Source organism: Methanocaldococcus vulcanius M7, assembly GCF_000024625.1.
GTDB lineage: Archaea > AGJL01 > Methanococci > Methanococcales > Methanocaldococcaceae > Methanocaldococcus > Methanocaldococcus vulcanius.
The window spans coordinates 20,344-36,861 of the sequence record NC_013407.1 but is presented as its reverse complement, the minus strand read 5'-3'; the positions used below and the strand labels follow the sequence as shown (position 1 = coordinate 36,861).

Annotated in this window: 14 protein-coding genes and 3 pseudogenes; 11 read left to right on the top strand and 6 right to left on the bottom strand. The window is 31.7% G+C overall.

Annotated elements, in window-relative coordinates; all coding sequences use genetic code 11:
- The first annotated feature begins 73 nt into the window (after positions 1-73).
- From METVU_RS00180 to METVU_RS00170, 3 genes are read left to right on the top strand one after another with little or no spacing between them, the layout of a single operon-like run.
- Positions 74-1,156, top strand: a complete 1,083-nt coding sequence (locus METVU_RS00180) for an ATP-grasp domain-containing protein (RefSeq protein ID WP_012819454.1) — start codon at positions 74-76, stop codon at positions 1,154-1,156.
- Positions 1,125-1,679, top strand: coding sequence for a transcription factor E (gene tfe / locus METVU_RS00175; protein WP_012819453.1), 555 nt, complete (start codon positions 1,125-1,127; stop codon positions 1,677-1,679). Before METVU_RS00180 ends, tfe begins: the two co-directional genes overlap by 32 nt.
- Before the next feature lie 17 nt (positions 1,680-1,696).
- Entirely contained in the window at positions 1,697-2,209 is a 513-nt protein-coding gene (locus METVU_RS00170) for a TIGR00295 family protein (protein ID WP_012819452.1), read from the top strand.
- Between the two features lie 111 nt (positions 2,210-2,320).
- Here METVU_RS00170 and METVU_RS00165 read toward each other — a convergent pair whose 3' ends face one another.
- The 6 genes and pseudogenes from METVU_RS00165 to METVU_RS00145 form a co-directional block, all read right to left on the bottom strand.
- Positions 2,321-3,220 (bottom strand): type II secretion system F family protein, encoded by a 900-nt coding sequence (locus tag METVU_RS00165; RefSeq protein ID WP_048196629.1) that lies wholly within the window; start codon positions 3,218-3,220, stop codon positions 2,321-2,323.
- 47 nt (positions 3,221-3,267) lie between these two features.
- Positions 3,268-4,302, bottom strand: a complete 1,035-nt coding sequence (locus METVU_RS00160; protein ID WP_012819450.1) for a type II secretion system F family protein — start codon at positions 4,300-4,302, stop codon at positions 3,268-3,270.
- A gap of 60 nt (positions 4,303-4,362) precedes the next feature.
- A complete protein-coding gene (locus METVU_RS00155) occupies positions 4,363-6,477 on the bottom strand; it encodes an ATPase, T2SS/T4P/T4SS family (protein WP_012819449.1) in 2,115 nt (704 codons plus the stop codon).
- A gap of 282 nt (positions 6,478-6,759) precedes the next feature.
- A pseudogene (locus METVU_RS09110) lies at positions 6,760-7,479 on the bottom strand (transcription initiation factor IIB); the annotation flags it as partial.
- Between the two features lie 6 nt (positions 7,480-7,485).
- Positions 7,486-8,760: pseudogene (locus METVU_RS09105) on the bottom strand (TFIIB-type zinc ribbon-containing protein); the annotation flags it as partial.
- A gap of 136 nt (positions 8,761-8,896) precedes the next feature.
- Entirely contained in the window at positions 8,897-9,172 is a 276-nt protein-coding gene (locus METVU_RS00145) for a Gar1/Naf1 family protein (RefSeq protein ID WP_012819447.1), read from the bottom strand.
- Between the two features lie 214 nt (positions 9,173-9,386).
- Between METVU_RS00145 and METVU_RS00140 the strand changes: the two genes are divergently transcribed.
- The 8 genes and pseudogenes from METVU_RS00140 to hmdC all read left to right on the top strand — a co-directional run bounded on the left by METVU_RS00140 (position 9,387) and on the right by hmdC (position 16,431).
- A complete protein-coding gene (locus METVU_RS00140; protein WP_153232507.1) occupies positions 9,387-9,956 on the top strand; it encodes a cyclase family protein in 570 nt (189 codons plus the stop codon).
- Positions 9,957-10,253: 297 nt separating this feature from the next.
- Complete coding sequence (gene hmd, locus METVU_RS00135) at positions 10,254-11,330, top strand: 5,10-methenyltetrahydromethanopterin hydrogenase (RefSeq protein WP_012819445.1); 1,077 nt, start codon at positions 10,254-10,256, stop codon at positions 11,328-11,330.
- Between the two features lie 253 nt (positions 11,331-11,583).
- Positions 11,584-12,669 carry a 5,10-methenyltetrahydromethanopterin hydrogenase cofactor biosynthesis protein HmdB gene (gene hmdB / locus METVU_RS00130; protein ID WP_012819444.1) on the top strand — a complete coding sequence of 362 codons (1,086 nt, stop codon included), beginning with the start codon at positions 11,584-11,586 and terminating at the stop codon, positions 12,667-12,669.
- Positions 12,670-13,152: 483 nt separating this feature from the next.
- Positions 13,153-13,470, top strand: a pseudogene (locus METVU_RS00125) (ATP-binding protein); the annotation flags it as partial.
- Between the two features lie 20 nt (positions 13,471-13,490).
- Positions 13,491-14,063, top strand: coding sequence for a hypothetical protein (locus METVU_RS00120; RefSeq protein ID WP_012819443.1), 573 nt, complete (start codon positions 13,491-13,493; stop codon positions 14,061-14,063).
- On the top strand, positions 14,035-14,586 hold the full coding sequence (locus tag METVU_RS00115; RefSeq protein WP_012819442.1) for a hypothetical protein: 552 nt from the start codon (positions 14,035-14,037) through the stop codon (positions 14,584-14,586). The genes METVU_RS00120 and METVU_RS00115 overlap by 29 nt, the downstream gene beginning before the upstream one ends.
- Before the next feature lie 4 nt (positions 14,587-14,590).
- Positions 14,591-14,770: a nucleotidyltransferase domain-containing protein gene (locus METVU_RS08800; protein ID WP_012819441.1), complete on the top strand. Its 180-nt coding sequence runs from the start codon at positions 14,591-14,593 to the stop codon at positions 14,768-14,770.
- A gap of 146 nt (positions 14,771-14,916) precedes the next feature.
- Positions 14,917-16,431 (top strand): 5,10-methenyltetrahydromethanopterin hydrogenase cofactor biosynthesis protein HmdC, encoded by a 1,515-nt coding sequence (gene hmdC, locus METVU_RS00105; RefSeq protein WP_012819440.1) that lies wholly within the window; start codon positions 14,917-14,919, stop codon positions 16,429-16,431.
- Positions 16,432-16,518 lie beyond the last annotated feature (87 nt).

Below are 16,518 nucleotides of genomic sequence, written 5' to 3'. Positions count from 1 at the left end.
TATTTTTTTATTTGGAAATGTTGATTTTCATTTTTCAATTGTCTGTCTATTTTTGTTAAGAGATCAGGGAGGGATGAGTTTGAGGGCCTTAGTTTTAGGAGTTAATACCCGTCCAGTAGTAAATTCTCTTAAAAATTTAGGATTTTATGTTTATTCTGTCTCTTATTATGCTCCTGAGGATCTGAAAGCAGATGAAAAATATTGCCAAATAGATCCTCTTAATCATGGTAGGTTAAGAGACAACTATGATGAAAAAAAGTTGGTTGAGAGGGCTGAGGAGTTGGTTGATGATGTTGATCATATATTTATAACTTCAGGGGTTTTTGAATCCGAAAATTCGAAAATCCCTAAGTGGGATAACGTTGTAGGAAACCCTCCAAAAAAGATAAATGAGATGAGTAATAAGTATAAAACATATAAAAAATTAAAAAATTTAGGATTTAATATTCCTGAATCAAAAAAAATAAAAAACAAAAATCAACTAATTAAATTTTTAGATGAATTTAAGGTTTGCGTTTTAAAATCTAATTATGGAAGTGGAGGACGTATTTTAAAAATAAAAAAGAATGATAATATCAAAAATCTTAAATTTCCAGTTCTTGCACAGGAATATATTGGTGGGAAGAGTTTTAGTGCTAACTTCGTAGGCAATACTTTTATAACCTTTAACAAACAAATTATAGTTAAGGGAACATATGCTGGAAATCTAACTCCCTATAACAATTTACCAGATAAGTTTATTAAAGTTTTTAGTGAAGTTATCGAAGTTTTTGAATTGGAAGGAATGAATGGTATTGATTTTTTAGTTAAAGATGGAAAGGAATATATTGTCGATATAAATCCTCGTATTTTAGGGACTTATGAGACCATAGAGATGAGTGCGTCTAAAAATTTGGCTCGTGCTTTATTAACAAAAAATATTGAGTTTAAGCTAAAAGAAAGATATATAAAAAGAATAATCTTTGCAAAAAATAAAATAATCGCTAATATTTCAAAAAGAAGCTTTTTATACGACATTCCAAGAAAGAATGCAATAATTGAAAAAGGAGAACCAATTGCCACAGTAATTGCAAAGAAAAACATTAGATCAATAATAAACAGTGTTTATAAGGAGTGTGCAGAGTATGGGAGAAAAGAACGTAGAGATGATATATGAGATGTTGAACGATCCGTTGGTTCAAGAAGTCCTTTTTAATATATTTGAGGGAGATGAAAAGGGCTTTGAAGTTATAGAAGTGCTTTTAGAGAAAGGAGAAACGACAGAGGAAGAAATTGCCAAAGAATTGGGATTGAAGCTTAATGTAGTCAGAAAATTATTGTATAAGTTATATGATGCAAGATTAGTTGATTATAAGAGATGGAAAGATGAGGAAACAAATTGGTATTCCTATACTTGGCTACCAACTCTTGAAAAACTTCCATATGTTGTAAAAAAGAAGATAAAAGAACTTGTTAAAGATCTTGAGGAAAAGTTGGAATTTGAAAAAAATAATATGTTTTTCTTCTGTCCAAGATGTAATGTAAGGTTTACGTTTGAAGAGGCGATGGATTATGGGTTCGCATGTCCTGGTTGTGGAGGTATGTTAAAAGAGTTTGACAACTCTGAACTAATTAAGGATCTGGAAGAGCAGTTGAAATTTTTAAAAGAAGAATTAAAAAACAATCCCTTTTTAAAATAACTTTTTTAAGTGATATCATGGACTACGAGACGGGTTTAACTCTTTTAAAGAGGATCTGCTCTCCTGATGTTGTAGAACATTGTTTAGCAGTTTCAAGGTATGCTTATGAGTTATCTTTGGCTATAAAAAATAGAGGTTATGATGTCGATGTAGAACTTGTGAAGTTGGGTGGATTACTACACGATATTGGAAGGAGTAAAACACATGGAATAGAGCATGGTGTTGTAGGGGCTGAGATCTTAAGAACACTGGGATTTGATGAAAAACTTGCTTTAATTGCTGAGAGGCACATTGGAGCGGGGATAACAAAAGAGGAGGCGATTGAACTTGGCCTACCTCCAAAGGATTATCTTCCGGTATCATTGGAGGAGAAGATCGTGGCTCATGCTGACAATTTGATATTTGGAACTAAGAGGGTTGAGATAGATGATGTTATAAAAAAGTTTGAGAGAAGGTTGGGTAGAGGTCATCCTTCTGTTATAAGGATTTTGCAGTTAAATGATGAGATAAATGCTCTTTTAAAAAGATAAAAATTTAAAATATTAAAAATAAACGATAAAAATAAAAGAAATGGATGAAGGAAATAATTTCTTATTGTCTTTGGCGTTTTTTATTTTTGGGTTTTTATTTTTAGGAATGTCTTATGTAAACATTGTTGGAGCGATTTTTAGGATTACATAATATGCAAAGACACCTACTGTCATTGTTATCGATGAGATAAGAAACATTCTACCTATTTTTATTCCAAATATTGGAATAGAAAACAAAGCTCCAACCATTGCAGTTCCTATTTGAATTATCTCCAGACCTTTTGATATTTCTGATGGTTTTACAGGAGGAACAGGAGCTACTCCTCCCATCATTTTGGATATTGTTATAAGATAAGCCCCTAAAAGTGCAGCAACAGCGGGAATAACTCCACATAATATGATAAATCCAACAGCCAATCCACTTGCAGTAACACTCAATAACTGTCTTTTGTATAGACGAAAGTCCTCCAAAGTTTTTGCTAAAACTCTGAGGGAATCTGCTAAGTTTCCTCCGTATTTTCTGTTTTCGATCATTATCCTTGCAAGCATTTTTAGAACTTTTGAATCGTATAGATTTGAAACTATCGTCATCGCTTCTTCAAAACTTATCTTTTGCTTTTCCATTAAGTAGAGAACTTTCTTAAATACATTACTAACCTCTTTTATGTTATTTTTAACAACTTCTTCGAGGGCTTCGTTTATCGATCTTCCAGATTCTAATGTTAGTATCATAATGTATAGGGCTTGAGGAATGTTATTTTCGAGTGTTTCCATTTTATTTTCATAGAGAATTGAGGGAAGAGATATTAAAGCTCCAACATATAGAGCAATTGCAATGATCATTCCTTTTATTGTTAAGTTTATTACGTGGAATATTATCATAGATAGTATAATTAACACACCTATAAATGCAAGAAATTTTTTTTCGTCAATATTTCGTCCGAGTTTTTTTAGAACTATGACATTTTTCTTTATCGTGTGGTAGTATATTAACTCCAAATATCTGTTCATAACCATCACATCTGACTGGTTTGTGCATGTTTTATTCTAAAATTTTTTTATTCTATCTTCATTTTAACAAATATTCCAAAGATGAGGGTTAGCAATGGGCCTATTTTTGTTAGTAATAAATTTAATGTATTTAAGATTCCAGGAAAACCCTGATTTGCAATCATTGTTGAGAGGATCATTCCGCTGAATGGTAGTATCAACCCTACTCCAAACGCTAAGTTTCCTAAGTTTTGTATTAGGAATTTTGAGGTGTCTAATTTCATCATTGATTGCCTAACAATATCTTCATAGAGTTTTTCCAATAACATTGGGAGATTTCCTTTGTTGTATCCGATTATCATCTGATCGTAAAGTTTTTTTAGTAAAGGAATTTCGGTTCTTAGTTTTGCTCTTTCCAATGCCTCCACTAAACTATACCCCGCTATATTTACATCTCTAATGATAGATCTTACTTCAAAAGATACGATTCCATACTCTTCGCTTTTTGAAATACTCTCGAGAACTTCGGGGAGAGATGCTCCCGCTCTTAATATCGATACCATATACAACAGTGCAAACAAAACTTGCAGTTTTACTTCTCCTCTAAACAGAACTAATTTTATTTTTGGATAAAAGATAGAGAGTATAAGAATAACGATAGATCCTATTATTCCGTTTATTATTCCACCGATTACGTCTCCACTAAGCACGTTAAAGAAGAACAGTGCGATAAATGCAATAAACATATAAATTACTACTTTTTTGAAGTAGTCAATTTCGTTTTCAAATCCTAAATATTTTAGTTGGTTTTTTGATAGTATTTTTACGTTTTTTAAGAGATTGAATAAAGATTCAGCTGGTTTTTTAATGAACTCTTCTTCATATAGTAGAAATTCATATTGTTTGTATTTTTCAAGCCCCATTATAAGTTCTGGCTCAATATATACATCATAAAACTCAGATGGCTTCATTCCAAGGTCTTCTCCCATTTTTCTGAGTTCTACCATCAGTTTAGCATCAAATGCTTTTAGACCCCATTTGTAAAGGAGGATGTCTATTTTTATTTTTAGTTTTTTCAGTTTTTCTTTGAAATCTTCGCTCATTTAAATCCCCGAATAGGAGTTTGTTTAAAATATAAAAATGTAAACTTCGTGATATTTGTTTTATGAGATGTTTTTCAGAAGTTTTTCAGGATTTGTTTGATATGACATTATATATTTTGCGACATCTTCTAATTTTCTTATGTTTTTGTTATAGAGGTATGTTAATACCTTTTTTCTATTTTCTCTGTCCCTTATCAACTCTTCTCTGGTTATTCCAGCGATTTCGCAGACCTCTTCTTCCCACATGCAGATTCCTCTTCTTTCAAGTTGATCTTTTAAACCGTTATATTCATAAAGTGTAGTTTTTGCAAATTCGTGGCCTTCACCTCCTCCTTTTACCAGTTCTACGATTCCCAATATTCTTCTTAAAGTTTTTCCTCCTCTTCTTATCCTTTGCTGGTTTATAATAAAGTCCAGTGCAGTTAACATGATCTTCGGCACGTTCATTGGAGGGCTTGTTAATCTGAGTATTGCTTCATCCGCACTGTTTGCGTGTAAGGTTCCTGAGCAGTTAGAAACAGCAAAGCCACCGTTCTTTCCAGCAAGATATGTGTGATTATCTTCAACGGTAAGATCGTATATGTATCCTTTATATTCAACTATGTCTATTTTTGTTATTTTATCTAAACATATATTTGAGTTTTTTGGAACATAGATGTTGTCTCCTTGCTGTGCGAGTTCTGCATTGATCTCAAATATATTTTTGCCTTTACATATATAAATAGGATGGTCATGAGTTAATGTTATCTCTCTTCCCTCTTCTGTCTCTATTTTTATTAATTTTCCAATATATTCTTTCCTCCAAACCATTGAGATTCTTTTATTTTCTATTTTTAGAGTATTTTTATTAAAACTTTTTATAAAGATGTCATTATAGTTATCCTTATTGGATATGTCAATTCTAAAAAATCCGTTTCTTTCTACAACAACATCTTCTTTAAAGTTTTTAAAAACTTCATCTACAAATTTTCCAATCTCTATATTATCTTCACTGGATAGGTATATTGGTTCATCATAAGTTAAAGCTCCATCGTGTCCTGTGTTCATAGCCACTAATAGAGAGTGTGCCTCTTCCCCTCTAACCTCTCCTACAAAGATTCTATCAGGTCTCATTCTTAGAGCGTTTTTAATTAGATCATCCATGGTAACTTCATAGTCGGGCATTCCCGGCCTTGCAGGCCTTGTAACCATTTTTATAACATGTTTATGTGGAATTTGTAGTTCTGGCGTATCTTCTATTGTTATTATTCTTTCATTATACATAGAGAATAGTGATAGAACATTCAGCAAGGTTGTTTTTCCAGATCCTGTTCCTCCAACAATAAGCGTGTTTGCTGGCTTAGCTCCAAAATAGCCCTCAACTGCCTGCCATAAAAATGATGCAGTATCTATGTCTAATGTTCCGAAGTGTATTAAATCGATAACAGTTAGAGGATTTTTTGAGAATTTTCTTATTGTTAAAGTGGCTCCATTCATAGTTATATCTGCCGTTGTTGCGTTAACTCTACTTCCATCTGGGAGGAAGGCATCAAGCATTGGAACCCTGGAATCGATCGGCCTGTTAACTAAGTTTGCAATACTCTCGATGATTCTGTCAACTTCATTTCTATCTAAAACAATATTTGTTTCACACATTTGATACTTTCGATGAAACACAAAAGCAGGAAGGTTGTATCCGTTTACCATCACTTCTTCTAACCTATCGTCGTTTATCGGCACTTCTAATAGTCCAAGTCGTCCAGAAATTAGGTAAAAGAATTTAGCAAGAGAGTCAATATATGGGATGTTTAAATTATACCTTGTAGAAAAATCAACTAAGTAGTTTTTTATTTGGTCATATTCCATTATTCCAAGGTCTCCTATTTGCATTTTTATAAGATTTATATTTTCTTTAGATAATTTAGATAATGCAGTATTTATCTTCTCTATTTCTGGAATTAGATAGTAAGTATACCCTTCATCTTTTTTTATTACAACTTCCAAACTTATTTCATCAACGTTAACTGAATATCTGTCTAATATTCCTCCACTATATGATGTCTCGGTTTTTGGAATTAGAGAAGGAGATGTTTCTTTTGAAGATATTACACTTGCAAAGTTTTCTTTTTTTGGAAGAGTGGTTGTTTCTTTTATGCTTCTTTCACTTTTTTTCTGAATTTTGTCAAATAGTCCCACAACATACCACCTTGCTGGAAATATTGTTCAGAACCTTTTAATTTTTTATTTTTATATTGCTGTTTTTTCATTACATTATTTAATTAATATTCTTAAAAGTTTTATTTATGGGTTTTTATATTTTATAGTATGATTTATAAATCCAAATAGACAAAATTGTAAATTAAGTGATGATGTAAAGTTATTTACCTATGTAATTAATATTATGTTTTTATCTCATTTATATGTGCTGATCTTAAAATTATTAAAAAGATTTATTGTTAAAAAATTTGATAGATTTGATTATAAGGTTACGTCAATATCTAAGTGTTCTGTCAACTCTTTGTATCTGTTTCTTATCGTTACCTCAGTTACTCCAGCAACTTCTGCAACCTCTCGTTGGGTTCTTCTGCAACCTAAAAGAACACTTGCAATATATATTGCAGCAGCAGCTACTCCTGTAGGGCCTCTTCCACTTGTTAACCCTTTTTCAGTGGCTTGTTGTAATATCTGTATTGCCTTTGATTCAACCTCTCCGGGCAATCCAAGTTCCGAAGCAAATCTTGGCACGTAATCAATTGGATTTGTTGGAGTTAATTTAATATTTAACTCTCTTGCTAAAAATCTGTAAGTTCTACCGATTTCTTTCCTATCAACTCTTGATGCCTCTGCAATCTCATCTAATGTTCTCGGAACTCTACATCTTCTACAAGCGGCGTAAATAGCAGCTGCAACAACACCTTCAATACTTCTTCCCCTTATCAATCCTTTTTCCACTGCATTTCTGTAAATTATTGCTGCATTTTCCCTAACATGTCTTGGGAGTCCGAGTTTTGATGTGATTCTATCCAATTCTGATAAAGCAAATGCCAAATTCCTCTCAGCAGCATCACTAACTCTAATTCTCCTCTGCCATTTTCTTAGTCGATAGAGTTGAGCTCTTTTATTTGCAGACAGATCTTTTCCATAACTATCTTTGTTTCTCCAATCAATAACTGTTGATAAACCTTTATCGTGGATGGTGTTGTGTAAAACAAATCCTCCAAATCCAGCAATGAAGTTTTCTGCATTTGGAACGGTTAAATCATAAGCATATCCATTGGTTGGCTCTACCTTATTAATTTTTTTAATTTTTAAGAATATGAAATCAGAGTTGATAAGTTTTTCGAGTTTTCTATTGTTATATATATTGGGTATTCTCTTTACTTCATAAACGCTAATGCCTTTTATGATTTTTTTATTAAGGATGGCGTTTTCTTTTATCTGTAAAAGTAAAAATATTGCATCTTCGGCTAACTCTTTTGATGTAAATATTTTCGTATCCTTACCGTTGAATAATCCATCTATGAATGATTTTTTTATCCCATAAGGAGATTTAAAGATTATAGAAGGAACTCTTTTATTCTCAATTCCTAATTTTTTCAATATATTGATAATTTCTTTATCTTTCACTTCAATTTGTATATCTGAGTTTTTATTATAGATACTTATTTCGGACTTTAATGATTTAAAATAGGAGATTACTTCATCTATAACCTCTCTTTTATTGCAATTAAATGAAAATATAAGTTTTTCTTCATTATAATAACCCTCAGAAACTATATAAGCCAGTATTTTAGCGAATTTTTTATCTATTGCATTCTCTTCTTCAATATTCGGCAATTCTTTTGCTAAAACCAGTATATCTCCAACCCTTAGATCATCGACTCTTATTGGAACTACTTCATTATCTTTTACAGTGAAAACGCTATGGCTTCCAGTAACTCTAACCTTCTTATTTCCCTCAACAACGATCTCAAACATCTCACTGACTGGATGCCTTGAGACCTCTGAAACAGGCATAAATTTAAATTTATAATTACTATCAAAGGCAATAACTTCAACGTCTTTACATCTTGCTATCTCTAAAATACCATCTTTCCTAACGTTTTTTGAGTTTTTAATAATTTCATCTATAAGTTCTCCAATTTTAACAACCTTTATTTCTCCTTTTTCTTTAATAATGATGGGTTCGCTATAATCAACACTGTAAGTCATTGGGGCTCCGACTCTACACCTTTTAATCTTCTGCTCATGGTCAAATGCTCTCCACTCTGGCCCAATATCAAATAATTTTTCTTTAATAACACATCCACATTTTGCACAAACAATTTCAGCCCTTTCATAATCTTTAACAACTTCTCTACTTCCACAGATTGGACAAACGATTTCTTCATCTTTTATATTTTCATCTTTTTTTTCCGGCTCTTTGGTTATAATTTTTTTCTCTTTTTTATCAACTTCTTTTGTTTTGAGAGCTTCCATGTATCACACCATTTTGAGGTTGATTTTAATGCAATGAGAGGTAAATCAATTAGAAATATAAGTAGAAATATTAATTAGATAAGTATTAGGTTGTTTTGTTGTTAAAGTTGTTAATGACAAATAATGTAATCAATTTTTATCTTTTACTTTCTTTTTTTGCTTTTAGATGTTTTTTAATTTTATTTTTCCTATTTTTCTGAGGACGATATTGGATTTCAACTGTTCCATATATTTCATCGTTCTTTCTGAATGGCAAGATCTTTATATATGGTGAATTGACAGGTCCAAAAATGTCAATAACTTTCCCAATATCTTTATTTTTAAAAACAACAACTGATCCAATTTTTACGTCTCTACATCCTCTTCCTATAAGGAATCCTTTTGGAGTTTTGTGTAGAATCTTTGCTTTCAAATTACTCCCTCTATATATGCTGATATACCTTTACCTATAACTTCTATATATAATTTTCGAAAACTTTATATATATGTGGTTATTTGGGTTATTTATAATTAATCGTCATAGACATATATATTCTCATAAATAATACTACGAATGCTATGTTTAAAAGTGATTAAACATAAAAATATATAAAAAATCAAAATTAAAAATAACCATGCGTGAGATCGTGAAGATTTTAGATCTAACTCAAACTCTAACAAATTTTCCGTATCCTGGAGATCCAGAACTGAGAATTAATGAAAAGGAGATGAATGGATTTATCGTATCTGAAATAAGGATAGGATCTCATCTCTCTACTCATGTGGACTATCCAAAACACGTAGGATTGGAAAATAAGAATATTCTCAATATTTTTAAAGATGGAATTATTAAAGGAAGTTGTTGTTGTATATCTTTAAACAACTTTGAAGAAAAAATTCCAAAAAATTGCGATATTTTACTTATATATACGGGAGCTTCTAAATACTGGGGAAAAGAGGAATATTTCAAAAAGATTCCAGAGATACCATTTTTAAATAACATTATAAAAAGTAATATAAAATGTGTTGGCATAGATGCATGCACAATTGGTGGATTTGAGGAGCATAAAAAACTTTTATCGAATAATATTTTGATCATCGAAAATCTAAATGAAAATTTGGAAAATTTAGTTGGAAAGAGGTTTTATTTTTTAGGATTGCCTTTAAAAATTTATGATATTGATGCATCTCCAATAAGGTGTGTTGCTATTCTATAAAAATTAAGAAGATAGGGAATATAAGAGGTAATGAAATAATCGAATTTAAACTTAGTTTTTTATTTAGTTTTTTTATTACGTTTCTAACACATATAAACCTGATTTAAGTGTTTTGATTAGCATATTTTTGTTTTTAATCTTAATCTTGATTTTTTATATTTATCATTAGAAAAATTAATACCGTCAATAATACTTTTTTATGGCTATTTAAGATTTGAAGTCAAATAGATAATTTTATATATTACCAAAGATAACAATAATATTACATATCGTTCTCAAAATTAAAAAGGTGATAGAGTGAAAATAGCAATATTAGGTGCAGGATGTTATAGAACTCACGCAGCAGCAGGAATAACCAACTTTATGAGAGCATGTGAAGTTGCTAAAGAAGTAGGAAAGCCAGAAATTGCTTTAACACACTCCTCCATAACCTATGGAGCAGAGCTTTTACACTTAGTTCCAGAAGTTAAAGAGGTTGTAGTTGCAGATCCATGCTTTGCTGAGGAGCCGGGATTAGTTGTTATCGATGAATTTGATCCAAAAGAAGTTATGGAAGCTCATTTAAGTGGAAACCCAGAAAGTATAATGCCAAAAATCAGAGAAGTTGTTAAAGCAAAAGCAAAAGAGTTGCCAAAACCACCAAAAGCAAACATACACTTAGTTCATCCAGAAGATGTTGGATTAAAGATAACTGCTGACGATAAAGAGGCAGTTGAGGGGGCAGATATTGTTATAACATGGTTACCAAAAGGAAACAAACAGCCAGACATTATTAAGAAATTTGCAGATGCAATTCCAGAAGGGGCTATTGTTACACACGCATGCACAATTCCAACAACAAAATTCGCTAAGATCTTTAAGGACTTAGGAAGAGATGACTTAAACATAACCTCCTACCACCCAGGATGCGTTCCAGAGATGAAGGGGCAGGTTTATATTGCAGAAGGTTATGCAAGTGAAGAGGCAGTTAATAAATTATATGAAATTGGAAAAATGGCAAGAGGAAAAGCATTTAAAATGCCAGCTAACTTGATTGGTCCTGTCTGTGATATGTGTTCAGCTGTTACAGCAACTGTCTATGCTGGTTTATTAGCTTACAGAGATGCAGTTACAAAGATCTTAGGAGCTCCAGCTGACTTCGCTCAAATGATGGCTGATGAGGCATTAACTCAGATACACAACTTAATGAAGGAGAAAGGAATTGCAAATATGGAAGAAGCATTAGATCCAGCTGCTTTATTAGGAACTGCTGATAGTATGTGCTTCGGTCCATTGGCAGAGATCTTACCAACCGCTTTAAAGGTCTTAGAAAAACACAAAGTAGTTGAAGAAGAAGGAAAAACAAAATGTGAAGTAATGTCTCAAAAGGAATAAATCAAAGTAAATCATAACCCATTCAATTTATTTCTAATTTTTTAGTTTTATTTTTTATAGGGTAATTTTTCATTTTTTCTATTAAAAGATTCATTAAAAATTTACAGGAAAATTGCTTCTTTTTTGCAAAAAATACATCACAAATATTAAAGTCGAGAAAAATATTAAAGATTATTAATGTCAATGTGAAATAAAAATATAAAAGTGTGAAACATGTTTATAAAATAAGGAAATAAAAATATTTGGTGATTTAATGGTATTTGGAAAAATTGAAGAAGAGTTTAAAGAATTTTTAGAAAATAGAAGAAAATATAATGAATTTATAAAAAATGGACTTATAGATGAGGATGAAGCATTAAGATTATTTAAAATAGATAATTGGAGGGACTATTTAAAATTATTTGACATTGCCTCAAAAGTTAGGGATTATTTTAAAAGAGAGATTGAGATCACATCAACAATTCACATAACCAACATCTGCCATGTAAATCCTAAATGCTTATATTGTGGTTTTGCTGCTGGAACTTCAAAAGAAGGTTATTATGAGCCGTTTAGATTAACAGATGAAGCGATAAAAAAATCAGCAATAGCCATTGAAGAGAGTGGGATAAAAAGAGTTAGTTGCTCTTCTGCACATGGTTATCAAGGAAAAGAAGTGATAAGAGCTTTAAAGATAGTTAAAAAATACACAAACTTGGAAGTTTTAGTTAATGCCGGGGCTGATTTAACAGAGGACTCAATAAAAGAGCTTAAAAAATATGGAATTGATACAATATGCTGTAATTTAGAAACAATAAATGAAAATCTTTTTAAAAAAGTTAAGCCGGGAGAGGAGTTGGAAGATAGAATAAATGTCTGTAAGTTGGTTAATAAATATGATATTGAGTTATCTACTGGCTTATTGATTGGTATTGGAGAGAGTTATGAGGATAGAGTTAATCACCTATTTTATTTAAAAAATGAGCTAAATGTTGGGGAAATTCCAATAATGGGATTTAATCCTTACAAAGGAACACCAATGGGAGATCATCCAAAATGCTCTGCCTTAGAGCAGGCAAAAACAATCGCTATAACTCGACTAATATTTCCAAATATACGGATTACATCACCAACACCAACGATTGGAGCTGAGTTGATGCAGTTTGCTTTGTTGGGAGGAGCGAGTAATGTAGCAACGGTTATTCCTAAAAATCATCCTTTGAATATAAAAGGAGTAGGAAATCCAAAGACAGGAAATTTAGAGGAAGTTGTTAAGATGATTACTGATTTGGGCTTAAATCCAAAGTTGGACTGGGAAAGGTATAAAAGATATTTAGAGGTTTATAAATTAAAGAAATAATGGGCTATAAAGGAAGTTATAGAGTATAATCATTTTGGTGAGGTTATAAAAGATGGGAAGAAACCAATTTTGATTATAGATGAGTTGCAAAAGTTGAAAAATATTTACCATTAGTTGTCGCTAAGAAACTCTGCTTAGGGCGGTGATGAATTCAGATGAAATCCTTCGGATTTCATTACTCTCCTCGCTACGCTCGGAGATAGGGGAGGCGGGCGGGGAAATCTTATATATCCGATTTGATATAATAATTATTGCCCCCAGTCCACGTTATTATGGGTGGGATTCAGGCAAAATCTTCGATTTTGCTACCCGAAGCTTCGCTTCGGTATCGAAAATCCCACCGCTGGGGGCTAACGGTTGAGAGGAGGTAGCCCCGAGTCCCGTTAAGGGATAGGGGTAGTGGCTTTGGCGGAGCCAGGGAGGGTGAGGTTTAAACCTCTGCTCTCCCGAAACTCCGCCCTTTAGGGCGGAGAGCCGTCATCTTATGAAATTTCTCAATTAATAAATAATAAAAAACTTGGCTTGTCTGTCGAACAAACTATAAGACAGTGGATAAATATTGAGAAAGATAGGTTAATTTATCTATTAAAATCAAATAAAGATAGGAAAGAGAGTTTATTAAAAGTTTTAAGCAAATTTGAAGATAAGATAAGAGTAGGTATTGATGATTTTGAAGATGAGATTTTTGAAGAGGTTAAGTTTTTGATAAAAAATGAGATACTGTTTTATGATGTTGTTAATGGGATTATTAAACCAACTTCTATAAAGAAGTGGTATGCCATAAGGGACGTTATAGAGTAAAAGTCATTTTAGTGATTTTTATGAAGTTGAATCCCTATTATGCATACATACTTGGAAATAGCATAATATTTGCGGTTATATACTGTCTTTTAGGATTTATTGAGAAGTTAAATTTTGCCTGTTTATTGGGAATTATTACTGGGATTTTTATACTTTATACCGTTCCTGTATATTACTCCTATAAAAAAACCAAAAAAATAGATAAAGGAAGATTTATTTTCAGAACAAAAGCAAAGATAGGTAGTTGGATTTATACACTTTCAGGATTGGTTTTTATAGCCGTAGGGGCGTATATTGTTTATTATTATGTTTGTTATTTTATTAATGATTTTATTTTAATTCATATTTTGACATCTTTTATACTATTCTTAGGTTTTATAATTTCAAATCTTAAACAAACTCACAACATCTCTGTTTATGAGAATGGAGTTGTTGTTGTTGATGGATTTGCATTTTATGATTGGAGAGATGTTAAGAAAGAGGAGACAGATAACAAACCAATATTAAAAATAAAAGGCATTCCAAAAGAGATAGTTTTAGATAAAACATCTAATAAGTGGAACTATGAAGATTGGAATAACAAAGATGTATAAGGAGATTGCTGATTTAATTGGTTTAAAGGATTTTAAAATAGTTGATCCTTACAACAGCAAGGTTGATTGTGATTTTTTAATTATATCTAAGGGATATAAAGAGAGAGTAAAAAAGTTAAATCCAGAGGCAGAGATTTTTGAAGTTAAATCAGCAACTTTTACTGACTTAATTAAGAGTTTAGAAGAATTAAAAAAATTAGGCATTGGAGATGAAGAAAAAATAAATAACTCAATTGAATTTTTAAAACATAAAGGGATAGAGATAAAAAAATTATCTGAAAATATTAAAAAGTTAAATATAAAGATTAATCCAAAGACCGAATTTATTAAAAAAGTTGTTGAAGATTTGGGCTTAAAAATCTCAAAGGATGGCATTTTAATAATTCCAGATTATTTATTTGATGGGAAAAATATAGAAAACGTTATAATCCTAAAAACACACAACTATGATTTAGGATTGGTTGAGAGGATTGAGGATAGGTATTTACAGATTATAAATAAATTGGAAATGCAAAAAAGGTGATAAATTGGATTTTAGAGGAGATGAAAAAATTAGAGAGTTCATCAATAGATTAAAAGAGAAATTTAAACCATATAAAATAATTTTATTTGGTTCAAGAGCAAGAGGAGATTATTTAGAAGAAAGTGATTATGATTTGATTATAGTTAGTGATTACTTCAAAGGTATGCCATTTTTAAAGGTCTAAGGAGATTTATGAGCTATATGATTTGGATGTTAATGTTGATATAATTCCCCTAACAAAAGAAGAATATGGGAGAAGAAAGGATGAGATAAGTATAGTTGGAAAGGGAATTAGGGAGGGAATTGCCATAATTTAAATTTGGTGAAATTATGAGGGATTTGATAAAAGAGGCGGTTAATAGCTTAGATTCAGCATTAGAATTAAGAAAACTGATTATAAAAAAATTAAATGAAGGGAAATTAAAAGAGAGCGATATAATCGAGGTTGTTGATGCAGTTGATGATTTACCCTTGGAAGAAATTCAAAAGTTGGGAAGTAATTTAAGAACATTCCCAATGGGCTGTGATTTGGTTGAGATTGCTGTGGGGCCGTGTTCATCATCTTTAACTTTAACTCAGTTTATTGAAAACTGTATATTAACCGATTATATGGGATTTCCAATTCATATATGCAGTTATGCAGTGGCAGATATTGCTGAAAGAGAGGGATTAAAGCCAATAGAAGTTTTAAAGATGGTTTTAAATGAGGTAGATGTTCCGATAGATATAGACCACTTTGGTATGTATGGGGCTATGAGGTTTCCAAAGGAAATAACTCACTGCTATGGGGATTGTTATTTTAAAGGACCACCGTTTAAGGGCTGTCCAAGAGATAGGATTCATAAAAGGTTGATAGAGAAGGAGAAAGAACATGAAGATGAATTTGAGGACTGGATAAAATTGGCTTCAACTGTCTGTGTAAATGTTGTTGAAGAGCAGGGTGGAGAGGAGCATGCAGCTCCATTAGAGGAGATGAAGATTGTTGCAGAGACAGCCAAAAAATATGGCAAGGGTTTAGAAGGAATTTTTCATATTGGAGATGGACATGATGACTTAATATCAGGCATTAAAGCATGCATTGACTTAGATGTTGATGTGTTCGTTGTTGAAGGGGCTCCATTTAATAGGGCTAAGGATAGGTTGAAGGCATTTGCTAAATCAATAGCTGTCTCAAGGATTTTAGTTAATGGAGGGGTTGTGGCAACAAACGGAGCTTATGAGGATGAATGTAGAGTTGGTTTAAGGAGTGGGCTAAATACAATACTAACGGGCTTTCCATTGAATCATCATGGGTATATGTGTGGCTACTCTCCAAAAACTGCAAAGAGGGGAAACTTTGGTTTAAGAAGAGTTATGAGAATAATTAAAGAGGAAATAAGAGCAGGAAATGTTAATGCAAGTTTTGTAGATAAGGATATAATTAAAGCAATTGCCTTAGGAAACAAGTTTTTAAAAGGAAATATTTATCCTCATAACGTTGGAGGGTTTTATTTGGGAGATGCACACTGGGCAGCTATAAAGGAGAGTAATCTATGTAGAAAATTAAAAGTAAATAAGACAATTGATGATATTTCAGCTGAAAAGGTTGGATTGATTGGAGGAAGGTATATAAGTTGGGCAATTGCTGAAAAGGCGGAGGAGGTTTATATTTCAGATGCTGATAGCTGGGTAGAAAAAGCCACTATTAAGATTTTAAATGATGCTGATATCAATGCATATCCATGCAACGGAGATGATAGAAAGGCATTAGAAGCAGATAAGGCTTATATAACAACCTTTATTCCAAACATTGCTTTGAAAATATTAAATAAGCTTAGAGATGGTAAGGTTGAGCTTTTAATTTAAAATTTTATTTTTAAAAGTTTGGTTGAAAGGAATGAAAATATGAAAGTTAAAATAGATTACGATTATGAAAATGATAATATGTTAGTT